This is a genomic window from Phytohabitans houttuyneae (genome assembly GCF_011764425.1).
Lineage (GTDB): Bacteria > Actinomycetota > Actinomycetes > Mycobacteriales > Micromonosporaceae > Phytohabitans > Phytohabitans houttuyneae.
Genome location: NZ_BLPF01000004.1, coordinates 279,791 through 300,922, shown reverse-complemented (window position 1 = coordinate 300,922; position 21,132 = coordinate 279,791). Strand labels below are relative to the sequence as shown.

Annotated in this window: 23 protein-coding genes and 4 pseudogenes; 7 read left to right on the top strand and 20 right to left on the bottom strand. The window is 71.1% G+C overall.

Going from position 1 to position 21,132, the window contains the following annotated elements; translation table 11 throughout:
- The first annotated feature begins 16 nt into the window (after positions 1 to 16).
- The 6 genes and pseudogenes from Phou_RS43980 (at position 17) to Phou_RS43955 (ending at position 6,688) form a co-directional block, all read left to right on the top strand.
- Positions 17 to 1,204: a hypothetical protein gene (locus Phou_RS43980; RefSeq protein WP_173069796.1), complete on the top strand. Its 1,188-nt coding sequence runs from the start codon at positions 17 to 19 to the stop codon at positions 1,202 to 1,204.
- A gap of 74 nt (positions 1,205 to 1,278) precedes the next feature.
- The gene (locus Phou_RS43975) at positions 1,279 to 1,602 is read left to right on the top strand and encodes an AfsR/SARP family transcriptional regulator (protein ID WP_173069794.1); all 324 of its coding nucleotides are present in this window, start codon (positions 1,279 to 1,281) and stop codon (positions 1,600 to 1,602) included.
- Complete coding sequence (locus tag Phou_RS43970) at positions 1,571 to 1,879, top strand: AfsR/SARP family transcriptional regulator (RefSeq protein WP_173069792.1); 309 nt, start codon at positions 1,571 to 1,573, stop codon at positions 1,877 to 1,879. Before Phou_RS43975 ends, Phou_RS43970 begins: the two co-directional genes overlap by 32 nt.
- 494 nt (positions 1,880 to 2,373) lie before the next feature.
- Positions 2,374 to 4,652 (top strand): annotated as a pseudogene (locus Phou_RS43965) (BTAD domain-containing putative transcriptional regulator); the annotation flags it as partial.
- A 70-nt stretch (positions 4,653 to 4,722) separates the two neighbouring features.
- Entirely contained in the window at positions 4,723 to 6,054 is a 1,332-nt protein-coding gene (locus tag Phou_RS43960; protein WP_178135016.1) for a DUF4153 domain-containing protein, read from the top strand.
- A 460-nt stretch (positions 6,055 to 6,514) separates the two neighbouring features.
- Positions 6,515 to 6,688, top strand: a complete 174-nt coding sequence (locus Phou_RS43955) for a hypothetical protein (RefSeq protein WP_173069790.1) — start codon at positions 6,515 to 6,517, stop codon at positions 6,686 to 6,688.
- 136 nt (positions 6,689 to 6,824) lie between these two features.
- Here the strand turns inward: Phou_RS43955 and Phou_RS43950 are convergent, their stop codons facing one another.
- From Phou_RS43950 to Phou_RS54010, 20 genes and pseudogenes are all read right to left on the bottom strand, one after another.
- The gene (locus Phou_RS43950; protein ID WP_173069788.1) at positions 6,825 to 7,304 is read right to left on the bottom strand and encodes a hypothetical protein; all 480 of its coding nucleotides are present in this window, start codon (positions 7,302 to 7,304) and stop codon (positions 6,825 to 6,827) included.
- 1 nt (position 7,305) lies between these two features.
- Complete coding sequence (locus Phou_RS43945) at positions 7,306 to 7,668, bottom strand: hypothetical protein (RefSeq protein WP_173069786.1); 363 nt, start codon at positions 7,666 to 7,668, stop codon at positions 7,306 to 7,308.
- An 86-nt stretch (positions 7,669 to 7,754) separates the two neighbouring features.
- Entirely contained in the window at positions 7,755 to 8,132 is a 378-nt protein-coding gene (locus tag Phou_RS43940) for a hypothetical protein (protein WP_173069784.1), read from the bottom strand.
- A complete protein-coding gene (locus Phou_RS43935; protein ID WP_173069782.1) occupies positions 8,129 to 8,713 on the bottom strand; it encodes a hypothetical protein in 585 nt (194 codons plus the stop codon). Before Phou_RS43935 ends, Phou_RS43940 begins: the two co-directional genes overlap by 4 nt.
- Positions 8,714 to 9,094: 381 nt before the next feature.
- Positions 9,095 to 9,712, bottom strand: a pseudogene (locus Phou_RS43930) (hypothetical protein); the annotation flags it as partial.
- A gap of 261 nt (positions 9,713 to 9,973) precedes the next feature.
- Positions 9,974 to 10,330 (bottom strand): hypothetical protein, encoded by a 357-nt coding sequence (locus tag Phou_RS43925; protein ID WP_371872268.1) that lies wholly within the window; start codon positions 10,328 to 10,330, stop codon positions 9,974 to 9,976.
- A gap of 23 nt (positions 10,331 to 10,353) precedes the next feature.
- Positions 10,354 to 10,980, bottom strand: a complete 627-nt coding sequence (locus Phou_RS43920; protein WP_178135013.1) for a hypothetical protein — start codon at positions 10,978 to 10,980, stop codon at positions 10,354 to 10,356.
- The gene (locus Phou_RS55185) at positions 10,977 to 12,170 is read right to left on the bottom strand and encodes a hypothetical protein (RefSeq protein ID WP_308785025.1); all 1,194 of its coding nucleotides are present in this window, start codon (positions 12,168 to 12,170) and stop codon (positions 10,977 to 10,979) included. The genes Phou_RS43920 and Phou_RS55185 overlap by 4 nt, the downstream gene beginning before the upstream one ends.
- On the bottom strand, positions 12,167 to 12,685 hold the full coding sequence (locus Phou_RS43910) for a hypothetical protein (protein ID WP_173069779.1): 519 nt from the start codon (positions 12,683 to 12,685) through the stop codon (positions 12,167 to 12,169). The genes Phou_RS55185 and Phou_RS43910 overlap by 4 nt, the downstream gene beginning before the upstream one ends.
- Before the next feature lie 13 nt (positions 12,686 to 12,698).
- Positions 12,699 to 13,241, bottom strand: coding sequence for a hypothetical protein (locus Phou_RS43905; RefSeq protein WP_173069777.1), 543 nt, complete (start codon positions 13,239 to 13,241; stop codon positions 12,699 to 12,701).
- Positions 13,234 to 13,746 carry a hypothetical protein gene (locus Phou_RS43900; RefSeq protein ID WP_246274560.1) on the bottom strand — a complete coding sequence of 171 codons (513 nt, stop codon included), beginning with the start codon at positions 13,744 to 13,746 and terminating at the stop codon, positions 13,234 to 13,236. Before Phou_RS43900 ends, Phou_RS43905 begins: the two co-directional genes overlap by 8 nt.
- 93 nt (positions 13,747 to 13,839) lie before the next feature.
- Positions 13,840 to 14,448, bottom strand: coding sequence for a hypothetical protein (locus Phou_RS43895; RefSeq protein ID WP_246274553.1), 609 nt, complete (start codon positions 14,446 to 14,448; stop codon positions 13,840 to 13,842).
- A 1-nt stretch (position 14,449) separates the two neighbouring features.
- The gene (locus tag Phou_RS43890; RefSeq protein WP_173069775.1) at positions 14,450 to 15,436 is read right to left on the bottom strand and encodes a DUF932 domain-containing protein; all 987 of its coding nucleotides are present in this window, start codon (positions 15,434 to 15,436) and stop codon (positions 14,450 to 14,452) included.
- Between the two features lie 183 nt (positions 15,437 to 15,619).
- Positions 15,620 to 16,180, bottom strand: a complete 561-nt coding sequence (locus tag Phou_RS54015; protein ID WP_246274551.1) for a hypothetical protein — start codon at positions 16,178 to 16,180, stop codon at positions 15,620 to 15,622.
- A complete protein-coding gene (locus tag Phou_RS43880; RefSeq protein ID WP_246274549.1) occupies positions 16,177 to 16,383 on the bottom strand; it encodes a hypothetical protein in 207 nt (68 codons plus the stop codon). Before Phou_RS43880 ends, Phou_RS54015 begins: the two co-directional genes overlap by 4 nt.
- Before the next feature lie 427 nt (positions 16,384 to 16,810).
- Positions 16,811 to 17,893: a MarR family transcriptional regulator gene (locus Phou_RS43875; RefSeq protein WP_173069771.1), complete on the bottom strand. Its 1,083-nt coding sequence runs from the start codon at positions 17,891 to 17,893 to the stop codon at positions 16,811 to 16,813.
- A gap of 403 nt (positions 17,894 to 18,296) precedes the next feature.
- Positions 18,297 to 18,701, bottom strand: coding sequence for a hypothetical protein (locus tag Phou_RS43870; RefSeq protein ID WP_173069769.1), 405 nt, complete (start codon positions 18,699 to 18,701; stop codon positions 18,297 to 18,299).
- Positions 18,702 to 18,797: 96 nt separating this feature from the next.
- Positions 18,798 to 19,837: pseudogene (locus Phou_RS43865) on the bottom strand (M23 family metallopeptidase).
- Positions 19,825 to 20,657 (bottom strand): annotated as a pseudogene (locus tag Phou_RS43860) (replication-relaxation family protein). Before Phou_RS43860 ends, Phou_RS43865 begins: the two co-directional pseudogenes overlap by 13 nt.
- A 52-nt stretch (positions 20,658 to 20,709) precedes the next feature.
- Positions 20,710 to 20,850, bottom strand: a complete 141-nt coding sequence (locus Phou_RS54010; protein WP_246274547.1) for a hypothetical protein — start codon at positions 20,848 to 20,850, stop codon at positions 20,710 to 20,712.
- Between the two features lie 39 nt (positions 20,851 to 20,889).
- Here Phou_RS54010 and Phou_RS54005 point away from each other — a divergent pair, with 39 nt between their 5' ends.
- On the top strand, positions 20,890 to 21,132 hold the full coding sequence (locus tag Phou_RS54005) for a hypothetical protein (RefSeq protein ID WP_246274833.1): 243 nt from the start codon (positions 20,890 to 20,892) through the stop codon (positions 21,130 to 21,132).

Here is a 21,132-nt window from a genome sequence, read left to right as displayed (position 1 = left end):
ACCCGGTGAACGGCCAATGATCAAACGGTTATGGAGCGGGTTTTGGCTCGCCGTGCTCCTGGTCGGCGTCCCGGTGGTGCTGGTCGTCATGGTCGGGAACCCGCTGCCGGCCCGCCGGGACCTGGCGGCGCTGGTGGCCGAGCCGCTCGCCGAGGACAACGTGTACGCCGCGATCGCGTTGGTGGCGTGGCTGATCTGGGCCGGGCTGCTCTACGCGGCGCTCGCCGAGGCGTGGGTCCGGGCACGACGCGCAGCGCGGTGGCTGCGTCGGCTTCCCCGCCTGCCGCTGCCCACTGCTATCCAAGGGCTTACCGGTGGGATGCTCGGCGCCATCGCCGTCACCACCTCCACAACGGCGACCGATGCTGCGCCGCCGGCCGCTGCGTCCACTCTGGACGACACCGCACCGACGAGCAGCCGTATGGCGCGCGAGGCAGTCGGGGTGGAGCTGCCCGATGGCGGGTGGCTACCGATCTCGGTCGCGGACGCGGTCAACGCGGCGGCGGCAGCGGTGTGGTGGCGGCGCCGCCGCCTCTACCACCCTGACACCGATGACGCCGGTGTAACGCCGCTACCGGCGACCGTCGCCGCGGTGCAGGCCACCCTCGCCGACGCCGCTCCGGCCACCAGCCCGGTCGCAGCGGTGTTCGAGCTGCCCGCACGGGGCGTGGGCCTGACCGGTCCGGGTGCGGCCGCCGCCGCCCGTGGCGCCCTGGTCTCGCTGCTGCTGACCCACCGGTCCGGTCATCCACGGGTCGTCACCACCAACGACGACCTAGAGGTGTTGATCGGCGGTGCCGACACAGTCCAGACACGAATACCAGGGCTGCACGTGGCGGACGGTCTGGCCGAGGCGTGCGCGGCCATGGATGCGATGGCGGTCGACCATCCGGGACGCCCGGTCACCATCCTCACCGCCATACCCGATGATCCCGGTCTGGTGCGGCGGCTGGCGGCGCTGCTCACCCTCGGCGCCGCGCACAACCTGACCGGGCTGATCCTGGGCCCTTGGCCACACGGCACCACCTGGCACATCGACACCGACGGCAGCATCGACACCCGGCCGGGCCGGCTGGCCACGCTCACCAGCACCGCCACCAACGACCTGCTCACCCTTGCCGCCCTGCAAATCCGGGAGGATCCGGCCGCGCCTGCACCGCCACCGCCCTCCCCGAGTCGGCAGGCCGCTGCGAGGGGGCGCTGATTCGGCTGTCTCTGCTCGGCCCGGTCACCGTCATCGCCGCCCAGCGGCCGGTGACCTTCCGCCGGACAGCGGCCATGCAGATTCTGGTGTACCTGGCCGTGCATCCGGCCGGTGCCACCACCGACGAGCTGTGCAAGGCGATCTGGCCGCATCGGCGCCCGCACGCCGCCGCCGGCAGTTTCTACACCGCCGTCAGCCACCTGCGCCAAACCCTGCACACCGCTACCGGCGGCCGTGAGGCCATCACCCATGGCGGCGACCGGTACCAGCTGGACCACACCATCACCGACACCGACTTTGCCCGGCTTCTGGCCGCAGCACGACGGACGACCACGGCTCCCGCGCCAGGCGCTGCCGGAGGCCGCGTTGCGGGAGGTCGTCGGCTTGTACCGGGGTGAGCTTGCCGCAGGGCAACCGTGGCCGTGGCTGACCCCGCTCCGCGAACGGCTGCGCCGCCTGGTGATCAACACCTATGCCCGGCTGGCCACCGACCATCCCCACGAGGCAGCAACGCTGTGGCACACCGCCGCGCAGGTAGTGGATCCGGTCAACGAGCATGTGCATCAGCGAGCCGTCCACGCGTTGACCGGCGCCGGCCACCACGACACGGCCGCCGCGCTTGTCGTCGAGCACGCCCAACACCTCGCCGCCACCCAACCCATGACAGGTCTCTGACCAGCAGTTGTGAGGTCGTGTGAGGTTTGTGTCAGGTCGTGTGAGGCCGCAACCTCTTGTCCTGCTGGCAGGGTTCGGCCCTACCGTCGAAGCCATCCCACAATGGCTATTTGGGCGGGGAGGTTGGGATGCGTCGGTCAGCACCCATCGACGGTTGGACCGTCCTGCTGCTGGTCGGCATCCCGGTCGTGCTGGTCCGCCTGGTCGGCTGGCCTTGGCCGCACCGGATGCCGTCCCGTACTGACCTCGCCGCATGGGTGGCCGAGCCGCTCGCCGACCGCTCGATCACCGCCACGGTCGTGGCGCTGATCTGGCTAACCTGGCTAATCCTGGTCGCCATCGCGGCCGTCGAAGCCTGCCGCTGGGTTATCCGACGTCGCCGGCTGCCCCGACTGCAGGTACCGCAACCGGCGCAAGTACTCACCGCCACCCTCATGGGCGCCGCCGCGGTCAGCTCCACCGACACCGCAGTGGCGGACACCGGTAGCCCGGCCGTCACCCTGACCGACAACCTGCTCACCGCGACCAGCGTCCGTGACACCACGGCGGTGCGGCAGGCGCCGATGACCGTCCACGTTGGCGCCACCAGCTACCGGTACGTCGTCAAACCGAAAGACACCCTCTCCTCCATCGCCCGTCAATGGCTGGGCAGCCCGGACCGGTGGCCGGAAATCTGCCGCCTGAACCGCCACCGTCACTTCCCGACCGTGGGCGGCACGCTACGCGACTGCGACCTCATCTACCCCGGCTGGGACCTGCGCCTTCCCGCCGACGCCACACCACCAGCCGCTGCCGTGCCCGCCCAGCCTCCCCGACCGGCCGCTCCCCCACCGGACCCGGCCGGGCCGCGAAACTCGGACGGCATCGGTCACCCCACGCCAGCCCCTCACACCTCCGCGTCGAACACTCCAGGGCCCCCGCTTCAGCATCGACCCCGTCGCCGGCAGACACCCCGTCACGCAGTGCCGCGACCGGTGACGCCGACACCCAGCCGCAGCGCGACGGCCGCAACGAGGCTGGGATCACGTTGCCGGTCCAGGGGTGGGTCAGCCTCGGCTTGGCCGCCGCTATCGCGACCGTCGCAGCCATCCTGCGCCTGCAGCGGCGCCGCCGCGCCCAGCTGACCTTCCCTACGCCCGCGAGCACCACGCCGCAGCCAGCCCCAGTGCCGCCATCCCTGGCCCGCGTGGAGGGGATCGGCCGCCGCCACCTCAACCGCACTGGCGCCGACTACCAGCCCTCCGGACCGGCCGTGCCGGCCCCGATCGGCCACGGCGCCGGCGGCGCCGAGATCAGCCTGTTCGACCTTCCCGGTGCCGGCCTCGCCCTACACGGTGCGGGAGCCGTCCCAGCCGCCCGCGCTGTGCTCGCCGCCACCCTGGCCACCGGCGCAGCCGACACGGTCGACGCCCGCCCCGTCGTGGCGACCACCGGCGACCTGCTGGCCCGGCTGCTGCCCGAAGGCGCTCCGGCCATCGGATTGGACCCCGGCGGCACCACCTACGACGGAGAACGACTCATCGTCCTGGCCGACACCGCCGCCGCCGTAACACATGCCGAGGAGGAGATGATCAGCCGACGGCGGCTACTAAACACCTTGGCCGCCGACACCATTGCCGATCTCAACGCCCGCACCGACCACGCCGAGACGCAGCCGCCGTACGTGCTACTGATCGAGGCCACCGACCGGCACGCCGGCCGGCTCCGCGCGGTCGCCACGCACCGCGCCGCCCTGGACCTGCACCCGGTCATCATCGGCGCCCTGAACGGCTTGCCCACCGTCGAAGTCGACTCCGACGGCGCCGTCACGAGCCAGGAGCCGAACCCGGTCCGGCAGCTGTCCACCATCGGCGCAGCCGACCTCGCCGGAGTCCTCGGCATGCTCACCGACGCGCTGGCCCGCCCGGAAGCCGGCACCGACATCGACGACCCGCCCGCCGAGCCGGCACTGGCATCTACAGAGCCGGGCGAGCCGGTACCCGTCCAGCCGCGCGACGGCTCCGCCCTGGTCCAGCTGCGGGTCCTCGGCCCGGTCACCGTCACCAGCGACACCGGGCCGATCGCCACCGGGATGCGCAGCGGCTCATACACCGCCCTCGCGCTGCTGGCCGCGCACCCGGCCGGGCGCACCCTCGACCAGCTCGCCGCCGCCCTGCACCCCGACACCGACAAAGACATCGCCGTGAAACGGGTCCGCACCGACATCACCACCACACGGCGAGTGCTACGCGCCGCAACCGGCCACGACGAGCCAATGTTCATCGTCTACGACCAAACCACCGGCCGGTACCGCCTCGACCCCGAAACCGTGGCCGTGGACCTGTGGCAGATGCTCACCGCCATCGACACGGCGAACACCGCCGACGACGACACGGCGGCGCTCGCCGCGCTGCGGCAAGCCGCCGACTTGTACGGCGGCGACTTCGCCGACGGCCACGACCGCACCTGGGTTGTCGACTACGCCACCGCCTACCGGCACCAGACCCTCACCGTGTACGCGCGCATCGCCGAAGTCCTCGAGCCCGACCACCCAGACCAGGCCGTCGCGGCCCTGGAGACCGCGGTCGAGCTGGACCCGGTCAATGAGGAGCTTTACCAGCGGATCATGCGCATCCACGGCCGGCAGCACCGGCCCGACGCCGTCCGGCGCACCCTGCGCCGCTTGGAGGAGCGGCTGGCCGACCTCGGCGATGCCGAACCGTCGCAGGCCACCCGCCGCGTCGCCGAACGCCAACTACGGCCTGCCGCCCCGACCAGCCGAGCACGGCCATGAACCCGGCCCAGCTGCGCGGCGAAGACCTGCTGCGGCTCGCCGGCGGCACTGACCAGGGCGCCGAGAGGGGATGACGGCTGTGTCCCAGACGGCGATCAAGCCGCACGATCGGGAAGCTGCCGCCGTGCCGATGCCGTCCGCCGAGGCGCGGCCGAGTTGGTCGCCGGCACGGTTGGCGTACTGGTTCTACTCCGTGGCCGCGACCGGTGCGGTGATCGGCCAAACGTGGGTCGCGGTCACCCACGCGCCCTGGCCACCGGGCGTGCCGGCGATAGGGAGAGTTGCGGCGGTATTGCCCTTCGCTCTGTGTCTGGAGCTGCTGGCCATGACCCTCTCCGCGATGGCCGACCAGCGGATGCGGCTCGGCGAACGGGCCTACGGGTTCCGGACCTTCTCCGCCCTCGTCGCCATGATGGCGGTCGGCATCCTGGTAGCCGGGCACTGGCCGCACCTGTACTGGTCGGCCGGGTTCGGGGTGCTGTCCGGCTCGGCATACGCGCTGTGGCTGCTGCACTCGGCCGCCCGCCGCCGAGACGCCCTGCGCGCGGCGGGGAAACTCGCCGACCCCGCACCGGACTACGGGCTGTGGCGGCGGATGCGTCATCCGATCTGGACCGCCCGAGCCGCGGAACTGGCCCGCGAAGGCCGCGTTGACGTCGACAGCGGCCGGTGGCGGCCATTGGGGTTGTTCGAGTCGTTGCGCGCCGCCGAACTGGCGACCCGCGCCGAGAAACGACGCCCCGCCATCGCCCACGCCGTCGAACAGGTGATCCGCGCCGACCAGCGTGACCCGCGGATGGCCGAGATCGCTGTCCGCACCCTCGACCTGGACCGGCTCGCCGCCGAACTCGCGGCCCGGGTGAACTACGGCGCGTGGGCCGACCGGCTGGCCCCGGCCATCACCGCCCCGGCGCCCGCACCGACCACGCCACCATCAGGCCAACCAGCACCCGGCGAGCCGACCGAGCTGACGCCGGTCCCCGACGGTAATGCCTCACCGGCCGGGTCGCCCGAGCCCCAGATGGCCACTGCTCACGACGGCCGCCATGTGGCGGACCCGGAAACGGTTGCCGACCGGGACGTTCTCGGCACCGCACTCGACAGGAACGATGTAGACGCCGACTACGACGACACCACCCCTGACGACGAGTACGACGACGTGAGACACGAGCGGGACCAAGGCGCGGAACTGGCCGCGGACCTCGTGCCATTGCTACCGGCTGCGCGCGCCGCCCGTGACGAGCTTGTCCAGGAAGGCCACACGGTCAGCCGGGACGCTCTCGCCCACAGGCTGCGCCGCAACGGCCACTCCATCCGCAACAACCGCGTGTCCGAGCTGCTGGCCGCGCTACGCCAGGAGGCGCCCTCAGCCGACGCTTCCCGTCCCACCACACCGGCCTAACGTTGCGTCGCAGCCCTCATCCGGCTCACACCTTTGAAGAGGCCGCCCGTGCACAAGTTGCCGCTGCCGCCGGGTGCGGCGCGGGCGCCGCACCCCGCGCGCTGCCCGCCCTGGTGCGGACCGCGTTCTGGGCCAAGGCACCAGGCTGGATCGGCACCGACCCAGCCGACCTGGAAGGCCCATACGTGGAGGTCACTGTCCCACCGACCTCCCGCTCCAGCTGAGCCTCAGCCCGGACCAGGCCCGCGCCTTCGCCGCCGCACTTCTGCGGGGCCTCCGACACCACCGACAGGGCACCTACCACGATCACTCCCCGTGGGACAGAACCGCCGCGCGCCTCGACCCCGCCCGGCGATGTGCCGGCCGGGCCGGCTTGATCGGCGCGCGGAGGTGGACGTGGATAGGCGCGGGTGCCCGGAATTCCCCGGGCAGGACCCGAACCGGCCATGGAGGAAACGCGATGACCAACCCCACACCCGCGACCCGGCAGATCGAGATCAGTGACGAGGCGTACGACGTGCTAGCCCGCACCGCCGCCAGCCGAGACACTGACATCAACGGCGCCCTGCTCTACCTGCTCGAAGTCCCGGCCGTCGCAGCCGCGCCGCAGGACCGCGACGAAGACGACGACTGATTCCACAAGGGGGTGCGGCGCCGCCGGTCAAGCGTGACCGGCGGCGCCTTCGTGCGCGCCTACTGCACCGCACTCCGCGGTGCCGGCGTCCGCCCTTTCGGCTCGGGGCGCGGTGGCGGTGGTCGCACCGGTGTTGTCAACTGTCGGCCGCACACTCGTCCGCGTCCGCGAGGTTGTTGAACAGCGCGTCCGGGAACAATCGTCGCCAGTGGGGTTTGGCCTGGCAGGCCGCCTGCACGGCCTGGATGATCGGCTCGATGGCGCGGTTGTTGTCGGCGCTCCATGCTGCGGCCTCGCTGAGCCGGATGGTGCCGCTGTTCACGCCGCGCTCGATGGTGGTCTGATCGGCCGTCTTGCCGGTGATGGCCAGCCGGAGCACGGTAGCCCAGGTCGACGGGTGCGCGGATATCTCGATGACCGCCTGGTTCGGGCCGTCGGTGGTGAGGAGTGTGAGCGCTTCGCGGAGCCCGTCGAGGTAGCGCTGCTGCTTGGCGACCTCGGCCCGCCGGGCGGCCATGCGCCGCGTGCTGGTGCCCTCGGCCGATTGACTTCTCATGGCGGCGAGTTGGCGCTCAACGGTGGTGATCTGCTCGTGCAGGCGAGTCAGGTCGGCCATGTCATTGCCTGCCCGTCTCGGCTTGCGCGCCGATGAGCACGGCGACGAGGCGGGCCGCCGGCACGCCGTGCGAGGTCCCGGCGGCGTCGGTGTCGGCGAAGCCTTCCAGGCGCCGCCCGGACTCCATGCCGAACACGCTGGCCCGCGCTGTCCGTCCGGCGACGAAGGCGTGCACGTCGATGCACAGGTGCTGGCCGTCGCTGTCGGCACCGACGTTCATGAACTGCAGGATGGCGGCTTTGTCGCCAGCCTTGACCAGAATCGTGGGCCACTGCGCCGCCTCGGGACCGGCCTCGATCACCGGCAGCGGCTTGTCCGGGTTGCCGTACGTGGCGATGAACTCCGCCAGCGTCTGCACGGCCATCTTCTACTCCCTCTTGAACGTTGGCGCGCCGATATTGAGACACACTCCACTGTGGATGATGGCAGCGGCTGTTCGCCGTGCACGGGTTAAACCTCTTCGGCGATCGGGGTCGTGCCGGCTATGCCGGTCACGTGCACGATCGACGGCTCGTGGTCCAGTCGTTGCCAGCCGAAGCGGGCGCAGGCGTAGCAGCGTCCGTCGATGCAGGCGACATCGCCCATGGACAGCGACCGGTTGCCGCGTGCCCGGTACTGCGTGGCGCGGGGGTCGGGCTCGCCGAAGTCCGGGTCGTGACCGACGTTGAGTAGCCGGTAGAGCTGCTCACACGCGTCCAGGTCGTTACACTCCGGGATCTCGGTGGAGAAGACGAGCGTCACCGGATGCCCCGGCAGGTAGCCATCGAGGAGTCCGAGATGACGCCCGCCGTCGTCGACCGCAACGTTGTGGTACACCTCTGCCTTCATCGCGTGGTCAGTCCTTCCCTTGCGCGTGGCGGCTGGACGCCGTGACCTGGCTGGTAGGGGCTGAGCAGGCCGGTCAGGGTTTGCTTGTCACGGACGAGCGGCGCGAGTCGCTTGGCTTGTAGGAGCAGGTTCGCCACCACCAGCAGGCCATCTGGGCGGGGCAGGTAGAAATCGCGGTGGGCGCGAAGCCAGAGTGCGACCTCGGTCCAGGAGTAGAACTTGGTGTCCCGGCCCGGATTGACCGGTGGCGGGAAGCCTCCCGGTCCCTGCTGGCCGGTCGACCACTGGCGGACCATCTCCCGAGACCGGCCGATCCGCTCGCCGATGTCAGCGAGGGTGACCCAGTCATCGGCGCACACCCGGGCCGGGTGCAGGTCGAACGCTTCCAGGTCAACGATGGCCGACACGACGGCGGCGGCCATGCTGGGGCTGCGGCGCCGCGCGGTCACCATCTGCCGGGAGGGACGCACGTCGAGATCCGGATGGGTGTCCACCACCGAGGCGGCCTGTGAGCGGTCCGGCGGGCGGTCGAGGATCAATCCGAACCGGTGTAGGCCCACGGCGTCCCCTCCGGCGGTCACGGCGACGCCTCGACACGCCGACGCCCGATCCTGACGGTGAGAGGTTCGAGCAGATGTGCCACTGTGGACACTCCTTCCGCCGATCTGTTGGTGGTGCACCGGTTCCGGCAAGCGGGAGGCAGCCGATTCCAGGGGTGCTGCCGTCGTAAACATTGATGCCTACCTCGACGGTCGGATCAAGCCGATCCGGACGATTCGGTCAAGGTTTCTGCGACGAAAATGCGGCCCTGCTGCCAGCGCCTACGGTCAGCCGCCGGGTTGTTCGGACATCCGGCGGGACCGTGCTGTAGCCGTACGGGCGGCGGGTGTGGGATGGGTGGTGCCGGTTGGCGGGATAGTGGCCTGTGGCGGGCTGTCTGGCGGCCGGTTGGCGATGAGGCGGGCTTGTGTCAGGAGGCGTTGCGCGGTGCGTTCGCCGAGTCCGAGCCGCCGGGCGAGTTCGACGCCGAGGCCGCGCGGGTTCTGGCCGTTGGTGCCTACCTCGGTCAGGAGTGCGAGGGCGGCTTGGAGGCGGGGGTCGTCGGCGTAGGGGTGGGGTTTGCGGGCGCCGGTGGTGCCGGGGGTGCGGCCGGTGGACTGCCGGCCGGTGCGGGCGTCCGCGACCGCCCACACGGTGCGCCGAAACCATAGGCGGCGGACCCGCCCGTCGGTTAGCTGTTGGATGCGGTCGGGCTGGTCGTAGAGGGTGTCGGGCAGGTTGCGGTACGAGCGGTAGCCCAGGATCGTCGCCGCTGTCCCGGAGCCGACCAGGTCGTCGGGCCGCCCGCGCCGGTCGACCTTGGTGAGCACCGCGCGTTTCGCCTTCAGGTGTGCGGTGTGGAAGCGGTCGATGTCATCGAGCCAGAACCACTCCGCACCGTCGTGGGTGAACCCGTCGGGGAAGCCGAATCGGGTGCGGTGGCGGTGCCAGTTGTTGACCGTCGTGTACGCGACGCGCAGGTGAGCGGCCACACCGGACCGGTCCAGCGCCGTCCGTCCGTCGATGGAGCGTCTGGCCACGCAGACATCCTCTCCGAAGGTCCGCGCCGCTGCGCGGCCGACGTGCCGCCCCGCCCGTTGTCCGGCCCTCGGCCGCGTAGCGGCGCGCAGAAAACCTGTCTGGCCGTAGGATCGGCGACACGCCCGGCTCCGGGACGTGCGGCTTCGTTGCGGTCCGCGGGTTGACCCGGAAAGCGGGCGAGGTGGCCAGCGGGGCTTGCGCGCACCCCCTCGGGTGTGCCCGCCGGCCACCGCCCCGACCCCTGCTTCACACTGCTCCGGTTACAGGTACGGGCGCAGCAGCCGCCACGCCACCTGGGCCATCCGGTCGATCCGCAGCGCGGCGAACTTGGTCCGGGCGGCCGGTTTCAACGCGTCGTACACGGTTAGGATCGCGGCGGCGGTGGTGGCGTCCACGACCACCCCGTCGATCTTGCGGAACGCGCCCCGCTTCGCCTCGCGCAGCAACTCGATCACCCGAGGGTCACCGGCGGTCGCGTCGTCCGGCAGGGCCTCGATCCACGCCAGGTCGGGACAGTCGGGACACGTGACGAGGTGCGGGTCCTCGGTCACACGGGTGAGCGGGCCGTCGTCGGCTCCACACACCGGGCCGGCATGGTGGACTGCCTTCGCATGCATGTACGCGGGATGCCTCCGCGCGGTCATGGCGTACCGTCCGGCTGCATGTCCGGAGGGACTGGCCACACGCCGAGCGGGTGGCCGGGCTCGATGCGGCCTCGGCCGGGGGCGAGGGTGTCGAACACGGCGGTGTAGGTGGCGTGCAGGTGACCGCGGACCCGGACGAGGCGGTTGCCTCGGGTGAGCTTGGCTGGCATCGCCTCGACCACCCGGCGGATCAGCCCGTACAGGTCCCGCGCCTCGATCCGCTCCGCACATCCCTGGCAGGCTGACCAGCGTTCGCCCCATGCCTGTGTGATGCCGTGTTCGGTCTCGGTGCGGCGGGTCCGCGCAGCGTGGTGCCGGTCCTGGTAGTCGGCGGCGTCGACCACTCGGGCGGTGACTCTACGCACGTCGGTGCGTTGGTCGGCGCACCGATAGATCCACGCCGCGTCCGGTGCGGAGCAGAAGTCACACTCGATCAGCGGATCGGCGATCTCGGTGACCGGTGCCGGGTCGGGGCGGTGATCGACGGTTTCGCCGCGTACCTCGACCGCGTGCACATACGTGACGCCGCTCGGCCCGGTGTGGGTGTTGACCGCGCGGCGGCAGCGCCGGCAGTACATCACCTCGACCGGTGGGATCTCGGCGGGGTTTGGGCTGGTGGTCATGGCTGCCCCTGCGGCGGGGTGACAGCCGGCGCGTGGTTGCCGTACTCGGGCACGCGTACGGGGTCGAGGGTCAAACCGATCCGGGTCCGGGCCGCCTCGTAGAGGGCCAGAAGGAGCCCGATGAGGTCGGTACTGAGCGCCTCGTCGTAGTCGTGCGCGATGCGGCAGGCGTACCGCAGTACCGCGCACGCGTCGATGAACGCCGTTTCCAGGGCGGCCCGGTCGTCGTCACGCGTGGACGGGGTGATCTCGTCAGCGGTGTAGGTGCGCTCGTCGCCGGTCGGGAACCGCAGGCGCAGCCGCCGGATGTCGGTGGAGTGCGGCGCGTAGGTGATATCGGTGACGGTGCCGAGGCGGTACTCCACGGCGTCGCGCGGCCGGCGCACCCGCGCGGTGTCGTTCAGATCCATTGTGGACTCCGTTCGGTCAGCAGGTGGGGTGGCCGGTTCTCGGTGCATCGGGTCAGGGGTCACGTCAGGTCCTCGAAAGGTGATCGCGGCCGTTGCGGTCGCGGCGCTCACCGCGGTTTGCTCGTGGGCGTCGCAGAGCAGGACGACCTCGACCCAGGGCGGACGCGACCCGGCATCGGCGTCGGCGAGCAGGCACAGGCCGTGGCAGCCGCATGCGGTGCCGTCGTGGCGGATGGTCAGCCGCGCCACCGGCGGCCGGGTGCACGGGCCGGCGTCCTGCTCAGGCACGAACTCCGGGTTGAAGGTCGGGATGGTGACGCGGCAGGTACAGGCCGCGTCCTCGGGCGGCGGCGGGGTGTGCAGTACCCGGCCGGCGCGGCGGCGCCCGTATACCCGGGCATAGGCGACGCTTTGCGTGTCGATCCCGTGTTCCGGGTTGGGGTGGTGGCGGCGTTCGCCGAGCAGGTCCAGGGGCGGCACGGTCAGCGCCGCCCAGCCGGCGTGCAGTACCGGGTACCAGGCGCCGCCGATCCGGGCGAAGTCCCCGAGTTGGAAGTGGTGCTGTGTCCACGGCTGGTAGCTGCCGGTGGAGGCGACGATGGCCCGGTGGTCCCGCCGGTGGTCGATCTCGTCGCCGAGCCGGCTGATCGCCGCGTCCAGACAGTCGAGGTGGGCTGGATTGCCGGTGACCTCGGCGCGACGGCGCCGCAGCCGTGCTCGTCTGACCGCCAACTCCCGGACCTGGCGGGTAAGCATGCGTGCCGGGTCGACGGTGGTCATGAGGCACCTGCATCCGCGTCGGTCGCCGTCTGCGTCCCGGTGTCCGGTGTGGTGGGCTGGAGTTGGTCGAGGCGGCGCAACAGGTCCTGGACCCGGTGTAGCTCGTCGCGGAACCTTCCGGCGATCGCTTGGTAGCCGGCCGGGGTGGGCTCGATGTTCAGGTGCCCCGGGCTCGCTGGCTCGTCAGTCGCCGGGTGTTGCGCGCCGGCCTCGGCTTCGGTGATCGCGTCCTGCCAGCGCTGCGCGAGCAGGCCGAGGCAGTGGTGCAGGAAGCCGGCCTCGTCGGTGGACAGCCGCAGCGGCACGCGGCCGGGTTCGGAGTTGTGTTCGGCGATGGTCAGCGTGTAGGTGCTGTTGATCAGCCAGCGGTGTTGCTCAGTGGCGTAGACGGTGAACCGGGTTCCGGTGTTCTCTACGCGGAAGATGAAGGCGAAGGCTGGGATCAGGTCGGCGTAGTAGGTGGCCGCGCAGACGGCCGTGATCGGCTCGTCGGGGTGCGGCGGGTAAGCAAGCATCAGCAGGTCTCCTTCACGAGGTGACGGACTCGGCCGCGGCGGCGTCCGCCTCGTCGTCCCACGGGCGCAACAAGGCGTTCAGTGGCGTGGCGAGGGCCTCGGTCACCACCTGGACCGGAAGCGTGGTTTGGCCGGTGGCGTACTGCCGGTCGCACACGTGCAGCACGGCCGACAACGCCTCGGCCAGCGCTGCGGTCGGGGTGCCGGACGGGTACTCGGCCGCGATGCCGGCGAGCATGGCCTCGGTGCGGGTGACGGGCACGATGCGGAACCGCACGTCGACCGGCAGCTTCACGACCACGTCGCGGCCATCTTTGGTGGCGAGCACGACGGTGCCGGCCTGCGGGTTACCGCCGAACTGGATGACGTACACCCGGCCGAAACGGGTCAACGCCGGAGTCACGGTGCGATGCAGGTAACCGTGCTCCCGCGCGATCTTCACCATGGCCGCGCGGCCCTCGGTACCGACCAGAACGAGGTCGGGGAGGCGGACGCCGGTCAGGTCGAGGCGGGGGTACGGTCTCGGCCCGCGCCAGCCTCGCGGAAGGCTACGCATCCCTGACCTCCCTCCCCGCGCCGGTGGGCCTGTCGGCGGTCGGCTCCTCGCCGACGGGCGCGGTTGGGGTGGGCTCGGTGTCGAGGTGGGATGGGAGCGCGGCGAGAGTGCGGGTGAGCGTGCCGCCGATCCGTTCGTCCGTGGCGGCCGCGCAGGCGATCAGCGCGGCTCCGGTTTCCAGGGCCTGCCCCGGGGTGTATCGCACCCGCACCGTGCGGGCGCCGTCGGTGGTGACGGCGCGGACCTCGACCCGGCCGCGTTGCCAGGTGGCGACGGGTAGCGCCTGGTCGGGAACGGCGCGCACTGTGCCGTGCAGCGTCTCGCGCAAAGCGGCGCGCAGTTCCTCACGTCGGCGGGCCGCGAGGGCGGTCCAGGTAGCGGCCTTCTCGGTCTGCGATATGTGTTCGTCGCCGGTGGCGCAGGCCGCGTAGGCGGTATGGCGTTCGGCGTTGCCGGTGGCCTGCGCGAACTCGGCGGCGAGGTCGAACAGTGGATCAGGAGTCATCCTGGTGCTCCAAAGCGTGTCTTGGAGAAGGGGTTGCCGAGGGCCGTACGACCGGGAAAGAAGTCCCGGGCGGCACGGCCGACGCGGCGGCGGTCATGGCCGGGCAGCCGTCGGTTCAGCGGAATCGATCGACGCGGCCGTGGTGAACGGCGATGCCGGTCTCGCGGACGGCAGGCCGCGGTCGAGTTTCTGGCCGGTGCGGTCGAGGCTGACCGCCCCGTAGGCGGTCAAGTGCGCGCCCACGGCGAGCGCTTGCACACCAGTGAGCAGCACGACCAGGCGGCGGGCCGAGGTGTCGTGGGCGTGCAGCTCGACGTGGCCGTTACTGAGCGGCCGGACCGGCATGAACGGCTCGATGCGGGCCGTGTCCGGCAGTGCGGTCTGGATCGCGGCGACCAGCGCCGTCCACCGGTCGTTGACCAGGTCGTCCCATTCCCCGGCGTGGGCGGTCAAGGTGACTTGTTCGGCCTCGCTGGCCGCATGTGCGGCCATCGCGCGGGCGACCTCGGCCCGCGCGTACAGGCCGCACACCTCGTTGGCCAGGGCGATCATCGCCTCGACCGTGATCGCTGGCGGGTGCGTGGCCGTCACGGTGGGCGCGACGGCGGACGGGGTCGGTACGGGTGCGGTCCCGGCGGCGGGGTGTTCCCCCGCGCCGGGGCCGGGCGGGGTGTCCCCGCGCCGGCCCTCGTGCCGGGCCATCTCAGACGGCCAGCAGCTCGAACGCGCGGGCCTTCAACTCGGCGCCGGCACCGGTCAGCGCCCGCGTCGCCCGCGCTACGTCGGTCTTGGCCGGGGCGAAGTGGTCGAGGTACTCGGTGACGGCCTGGTAGCCGGCCCACCGGGTGCCCTTGATCGCCGCCTGGGTGTCCGCGTCCCGGATCAGGTACCGCAACGTGGCGGTGCGCTGCTTGGCGTTGTTTTTCGCCACGTCGGAGGCGTCGTCGGCGAGCGGCCACAGCTCGGCGACGATCTTCTCGAACTCGCCCATGGTCAACGCCTCGTTGATCATCTTCTCGGCTTCGGTCTCGAACGCCTCGAACGCGCGCCACATCAGCCCGAGCGCCTGCCGCGCCTCCGCGATCTTCGAGCTGACGTTGGAGGTGTGCCGGAACGTGTACGAGCCGCGCGATTGCTGGTAGGCCGTCCGCTGCGTGTTCCGGCAGACGATCCGCACCGGGGTCGCGTCCAGGCGCAGCGATGCGGTCCCGTCGTGGCTCGTGTTCGCGGCCAAATACAGGTCCATGTCGTCGATGCCGGCAATCTGCATCGCGGTGGGCAGCTTCATCGTCACGAACACCGAGCGGCCTTTGCGCATCGAGCCCGCGGTCTCGAAATGCGCGCCGGACTCGTCCACGAGGAGGTTGAGGGTTTCGGCGACCTGCTCGTTCTGCACGACGCTGTAGTCCTCGCCGACCACGCCGAGGTACTCGGTGGCGCCGGTGGCCGGGTTGGTGCGGACGGTCATGTACTTGTCGGGGCAGTCGACCTTCGTCACACCCTTGTCGGTGATCTCGATGCCCTGGATGGCGATCTTGCGGACCTCCCAGCCGCCGAGCCACGCCTTCGCCATGACCTCCTGCGCGGTCATGCACGAGTCGGTGACGGTGCCGAGTTGGTGCCACGCCGACAGGCGGGCGGAGGCGAAGGCGGTCTGGCCGTTGGCGAAGGTTTCCAGTTCGTGTGCCACGGTGCCGTTCCTTTCGGATCGTCGCGGTGATCGGGTGATCTGGTGAGCGGCGGGCCGGATGGCTTGCGCCCCCGGCCGCGCCGTCACCAACAATGTTTCCTACCTCGATTGGTCCATCAAGCCGACTGTGTTGAGTCGATGAAGGTTTCAGCGGCGAATCTGACGCCCGCCGCCGGGCGCGCCCTACCGGATGCCGGGTCCGGGTTGTAGGCGCCCGTCCGGGCCGTACACGTACGCGCGCACCGTTCTGAACGGGGCCGGTAGGTACACGGTGAAACCCTGTTCCGGAATGAACAGCGTCCGGTAGGTGCGGGTGATCCCGAGCGTCCAGCCGGCCGGTTTGTCGCCGTGCGAACCGGCCGGCATGACGCCCGCGCCGGGCCGGTCGCTGTGGGCGCGGCGGTGCCGCTCGATCGCCAGGTGCGGACACAGTGTGAGTGCGGCGGCGGTCATGCACTCGGGGTGCCCCGGCGGGTCGGTGAACCGCAGCAACTCGACCGTACGGGGCGTGCCGACGAAGGCGACCCAATAGTCCATCGGCTCACCGCACAGTGAGCACCGTCGATCGAGTGCGAGTTGGGTGGCAACGGTGGTGTTGATCGTGGTGAAGTCCACATGCGACCCGCCGCCGGACGGGTCGGGATGGACGTTGACCGGCGGGATCGGCAGGCCGCGCCGCGCGTCGCGGGGACGCGCGGCCAGCATCGGCGGAAGGTCCAGCGGTTCCGGGCCGAGGGCGGTCACGGTTCACCGCCCGCACGGCCGGACCGGGCATCCGTAACGGTGATGTGCGGTTGCTCGGTGCGCAACACGGCGCGCGCCTGTTCCCATTGCGCCGAGGTCACCCGCAGCGTGACCGGTTCGAGGTTCGCCCCGGTCATCGTGACGGCCATCATGCCGGCCGCGTCCGGGTTGTCGAACACGGCCACGGTGTCACCACCGGCCACGAGGTACACCTCGCCGTTGTCGGGCGGCGGTCCACCGACCGGGCGTCGGACGGTGCGACGGGCCACGGCGCGGCGGGCACGGGCGAACCGCGAGCGGTGGCAGGCCGACCGGGACGGGCGGGCGGGGCGTAGCGCCGTCAGCACGCACCCGCGCCGCGCGGGCCGGTAGCCGCTCGCCCCGACGACGGGGCACAGCGGTTCACCGTCCACATGCGACCATCCCGGGCGGGGCCCGTTCGCCGGTACCCATCGGTATGGCGGGTAGGGGCGGGCCGGTTCGTGGCACACCGGGCACACGCACCGCGCCAGCACCGTCCGCCGGAAAGCAACGATCTTCACGATTCGTCTCCGTTCATCGAGGTCCGCAAGCGAGGGCAGGCACCGGATCGGTCCGACCCGCGCGGGCCGGACCGATCCCGGGGTGGCGTTACGCGGCGGGCGCCTCGTCAGCGGTGGCCTCGTCGGTGGCGTCGGCAATGGCCTCGTCGTCGGTGGTCGCGGGGCGGTGGCTGGTCATGTGCGCCAGCACCTCGGGCGACGGCGGCGGGGCGTTGTCGGTGAGGGTGAATTTGCGCGGTGCCTCGCTGGTCAGCACGAGCACCCCGCGTCCGGTCAGCTTGTCCATCGCGTTGCCGCACGCGCCCGAGCTACGCCCGCCCAACTCACGCCCGACCGTGACCGGGGTCAGTTCGTGCCCGGGGCCGATGTCGCGGATGAACGCCTCGACCAGCCGCTCCAGTTCACCCTTGGCCAGCTTCACCGACCCGTCGGTGTTGATCTCATCGGTGACCCGTCCGGTCCCGCCCGCCCGGCGGACGGTGGCCGAGGGGCGGCGGATGCGGCGGGTGTGCCCGCACGTCGGGCACGTCGTGTGCGTCGGAGCGTTCGCGAGATCCACCGTGGACAGATCACCGTCGCCACGCACCCACAACTCGACCCCCTCGTCGGTCACCGGAAGCCGCTTCGCCGCGCCAGCAACCTCCATCGCGGCCAGGATCGTGTCACCGGTCGCCGGGGCCAGACCGCTCTCCGCGATAGCCACGGTGGCCTCCACCCCGTCCGGGTAGTCACCCAACACACCGGCCATGATCAGAACCTTCAGGTCCGGCTGACGCGGCGCGGCCGGCACCGGCGCCTCCTCTGCGGTCGCGGTGGCGTCGTCCGCGACCGGCGCCTCGTCCGGGGTCGTGGTGCCGTCGTGCGCCACGGGCGCCTCGTCCGGCATGCCGGTGCCGTCGTCCGCCACCGGCGCCTCGTCCGGGGTCGCGGTGGTGTCGTCCGCCACGGGGTGCCAGATGTCGGCGCTCTTGCGGTTGCCGCTGGCGGGGCCGGGGGTGCGGGTTGCGGTACCAGCGGTTTGCATCGCGGCGAGGGTCTTGGCGGCGGTGGACTGGCCCACGCCGGCCTCGGTGGCGAGGTCGCGGACGGTGATCCCGTCGGGGTGGTTGGCTAAGGTCCGCGCGATGGTTTCGGCGGCGGTGGTCGCGGTGGTGGTGTCGTTGTTGGACATGGCGAGTAAGCCTCCGCACTAATAGGGGTCGGCAATGGCGATTCCGGGTGCGCGGGTGCGCTATTTGTTTGCGGTTTCGCCGGGGCGGTTTTTGTTGCCCACGTCCATGGACGCTCGATGCCGGGTGGTTGTCAACCCCGATGCGCAAGACTCTTTCCGTCATTGCCACGCAGCCCGGTTTCGTCTCCATTCTTACGACGAAAGCGTGCGCGCGAACGCTATTTGACGGCCCTGTATTCGCCGGTGCGGGCCGAACGTATGTCTCTGGTAATTTCCTTAGCCGCTCGACGTTTGGTGGGCGTACGGGCGAAATTGCGGGCCGGTTGCGCTAGTTGTCTCGGATACACCGGCGCGCCCGGCCGATTGGCCGGGCGCGCGGGGGTACACGGGGTCCGACGGACCACTACCGGGCAGCGTTGATCATTGCGGTGAGCCCGTCACAGATGGCGCTCCACCGGTCGGGCCGTAGCGGCTCGGTCGGCACTCCGGGGAGCTGAATGTGGTGTGTGGTGCCGGTGCGGTCAGCAGCGAACGCGACCCGTTCGGCGGGCAGGATCACCCCGTACCCGGCCACGGTGGGGTCGAACATGGCCGGGTGCCGGGCAATCAGTCTCGCCATGCCCGCCAGCGTCGCGCCGATAGCATCGGCGGCGGGTGCGCCACCGGGCCAGACGTCCGCCCGTCCGGTGACAGTCGCGCCGGTAGCGGTCAGCGTCACCAGGGTCGGGGCGTCACCATCAGCGGCTACCGACTTCACGGCGTCGCATACGGACTCGATCCGAAATTGCGGGCCGGTCGTGCTGGCCATGTTCTTTCCTTTCCGCCGGTGAACTGGTTACATGTCCATGGACGCTCGATCCGACCACCAAGTCAAGTCCATGATTGTGCGAAAAATCACTTCACCCTATGACAGTTGGACGCCTTTACCAGCCATGAACGGAACCGGATTTACCGCATTGTTACCGGTGGCCGGATGGCCTTCATGGATCTCGTAGTGCAAATGTGGGCCGGTCGAATTCCCCGAGGAGCCCACGTGGCCTATTGGCTGTCCGGCTATTACGGTCTGACCGATTCTCACGGCCGGTTCGCGGACCATGTGGCAGTACCGGGACGTGACGTGCCCGGCGTGCCGGATGTCCACGTACCAGCCACACCCGCCGAGCCCCGGATAGCCATCGGTGTCACACGGCATCGGCCCACCGGTCGGTTCCCACGAGTTGCCACCGATGTTGCACCGCACCCGCACCACGAGCCCGCCGGACGCGGCCCGGATCAGGGTTCCCTTGGGGCCTTGATGTCGACCCCGTCGTGGTCGGGCCGATCCGGGGTGCGGAACCCGGAGCTCACGGTGCCCGGCACCGGTCGGGTCCACCCAGACGCGCTGATCGCCGCACCGTCACACCCGGGCAGGGCGCCGCCGGTGAACGCGGCGACGATGGCGGTAGCCCGCGCCTCGTGCTTCTGGTAGGCGTCCGGGTACGCCGACCGTTGCACCGCTTGTGCCGCTTCCGTGAGCGGTAGCCGTTCCCACCCAGGCACCGCGAGGAGGCGCTCGTAGAACTTTCTGGCGGCGTAGTCCGGATTCATAGTCTGTCCCGGGGTGCCCCACCCTTGCGACGGCCGCTGTTGGAACAGCCCCAACGAGTCACGGTCCCCACCACGAATGTTGATCAACCCGGATTCCTGAAGCGCGGTCGCGACCGCGATCACCCACCCGCGCACCGGTACCCGCATCCGCTCACCGGTGGCCACGATCACCGAGGCGTTACCGGCCTGCTCGCCGGACAACCCGGCCGGGTTGGCACCCGGCACGGTCACGACACCGAGACAACCGGCACCACCACCACCGCCGAACACCGACGAGACGACCCCGGCGGCGGCACCGGCGAGCAGCACCAGCGCCACGGCCGCGCCGACCGCGACCCAGAGCGCTACCCGTCCCACGGCCCGCCACCATCGGTGACCGGTGCGCCGAGGTCGGCCAGGCTGACCCGCTCCGGCCGGCCGACGAGGCGCCACACGGCACCGGCCGGACCGCCCGCATCCGTGGCGTGGTCGGCGGCGGCGGTCGCCACGCTCAGCCCGTCCGGCACCCCGTCCCGGGACAGGTGCGCGTGCAGGTTCGCCTCCCGGGTGGTGCTGGTGAGCCAGAACAGCACCGGGTAGGCGCGGCGGGGCGGTAGTGCGGCGTAGCCGCCGAGTTTGCCCGCGACCCGCCGTAGCGGTTCGGTGCCGAGGTCGACCTCGACCCAGAACGGCACCGCACACCCGGCGTCGGACCACACGCCGTGTCCGTCCGGGCGGACGAGTTTGCCGCACGCGTCGCGGCATCGGGCTTCGTTCCACCACCGCGCCAGCCGGGCGCCGGGCGTGGTGCGGGCGTGCCCGGTCAGCGCGACGAAGAACCCGTTCACCGTGAGCAAATGCGCCAGTGTGGCGGACATGGCCAGGCGCATCGTGGCGTCCCGCACGGCCGCCGGGCGCGGCATGGCCTCACCGCGTCCGGCCGCGACGAGGGCCGCGCCGACCGGGCCGAGGGTCCACCGCCAGGCTTGCGATCCGGGGCGCTGGTAGTGCCGGAACCGGTCGAGGATGTCCCGGTAGTACAGGGTGGACAGCCGGTTGCGGGCACGGCCCAGGGAGGAGAAGGCCAGGGTGTGGAGCTGGTCGGTGGTGAAGGTCTGGTGCTGGTCGAGTAGCTCGAGCAGGAGCCGGTCGCGGGGGTGAGCCGGGCGAGTTCGCCGGCTACGACGGACGCCGTCAGGCGGGGCTGGTTGTGCCAGCAGGTTGACTACCGGTAGGAGTGATATCTCTTATCAGTCGGTTCCGGTCCACCAGTCCTCCTCGTCGTCGTCGACGTGCGCGTACGCCGTGTTCATGGGGGCGTTCTCACCGGCGTGTTCGTGGCCCTGAGCCACCTCGCGAGCCGCCTCGTGAGTGGTCACTTGAGGGGTCACTGGTGAACGCTCGGGTTGAGCACCCTTGGGTGGGAAGTTGTGCGGCTCGACCGCGGGCTGCGTCAGCTCGTCGCCGGACAAGGCCTCGTCGTCGGTGACCACGCCGGTGGCGGATTCGCCGAGCAGCCGCCGCCGCTCGGCCAGCGGCAGGCCGGTGTGCTCCCGGGCCGCCCGCCGCAGCTCGCCGGCACGGCCTTTGATCGGCGGGGCGGCGGTTCGGTGTCGGCGGTCACCGGCGGCACGATCCGCCCGCCCGCGACCGGGCGCAGGACGACCTCGTAG

What these genes read in the sequence shown, in the direction of transcription:
- Phou_RS43980 (WP_173069796.1), top strand. Translation starts at nt 17, where the DNA reads ATGATCAAACGGTTATGGAGCGGGTTTTGGCTCGCCGTGCTCCTGGTC.
- Phou_RS43870 (WP_173069769.1), bottom strand. Translation starts at nt 18,701, where the DNA reads ATGGCCAGCACGACCGGCCCGCAATTTCGGATCGAGTCCGTATGCGAC.
- Phou_RS43910 (WP_173069779.1), bottom strand. Translation starts at nt 12,685, where the DNA reads ATGCTTGCTTACCCGCCGCACCCCGACGAGCCGATCACGGCCGTCTGC.
- Phou_RS43895 (WP_246274553.1), bottom strand. Translation starts at nt 14,448, where the DNA reads ATGGCCCGGCACGAGGGCCGGCGCGGGGACACCCCGCCCGGCCCCGGC.
- Phou_RS43905 (WP_173069777.1), bottom strand. Translation starts at nt 13,241, where the DNA reads ATGCGTAGCCTTCCGCGAGGCTGGCGCGGGCCGAGACCGTACCCCCGC.
- Phou_RS43955 (WP_173069790.1), top strand. Translation starts at nt 6,515, where the DNA reads ATGACCAACCCCACACCCGCGACCCGGCAGATCGAGATCAGTGACGAG.
- Phou_RS43945 (WP_173069786.1), bottom strand. Translation starts at nt 7,668, where the DNA reads ATGGCCGTGCAGACGCTGGCGGAGTTCATCGCCACGTACGGCAACCCG.
- Phou_RS55185 (WP_308785025.1), bottom strand. Translation starts at nt 12,170, where the DNA reads ATGACCACCGTCGACCCGGCACGCATGCTTACCCGCCAGGTCCGGGAG.
- Phou_RS43920 (WP_178135013.1), bottom strand. Translation starts at nt 10,980, where the DNA reads ATGACCACCAGCCCAAACCCCGCCGAGATCCCACCGGTCGAGGTGATG.
- Phou_RS43900 (WP_246274560.1), bottom strand. Translation starts at nt 13,746, where the DNA reads ATGACTCCTGATCCACTGTTCGACCTCGCCGCCGAGTTCGCGCAGGCC.
- Phou_RS43960 (WP_178135016.1), top strand. Translation starts at nt 4,723, where the DNA reads ATGACGGCTGTGTCCCAGACGGCGATCAAGCCGCACGATCGGGAAGCT.
- Phou_RS43875 (WP_173069771.1), bottom strand. Translation starts at nt 17,893, where the DNA reads ATGTCCAACAACGACACCACCACCGCGACCACCGCCGCCGAAACCATC.
- Phou_RS43940 (WP_173069784.1), bottom strand. Translation starts at nt 8,132, where the DNA reads ATGAAGGCAGAGGTGTACCACAACGTTGCGGTCGACGACGGCGGGCGT.
- Phou_RS43925 (WP_371872268.1), bottom strand. Translation starts at nt 10,330, where the DNA reads ATGCATGCGAAGGCAGTCCACCATGCCGGCCCGGTGTGTGGAGCCGAC.
- Phou_RS43975 (WP_173069794.1), top strand. Translation starts at nt 1,279, where the DNA reads ATGCAGATTCTGGTGTACCTGGCCGTGCATCCGGCCGGTGCCACCACC.
- Phou_RS43950 (WP_173069788.1), bottom strand. Translation starts at nt 7,304, where the DNA reads ATGGCCGACCTGACTCGCCTGCACGAGCAGATCACCACCGTTGAGCGC.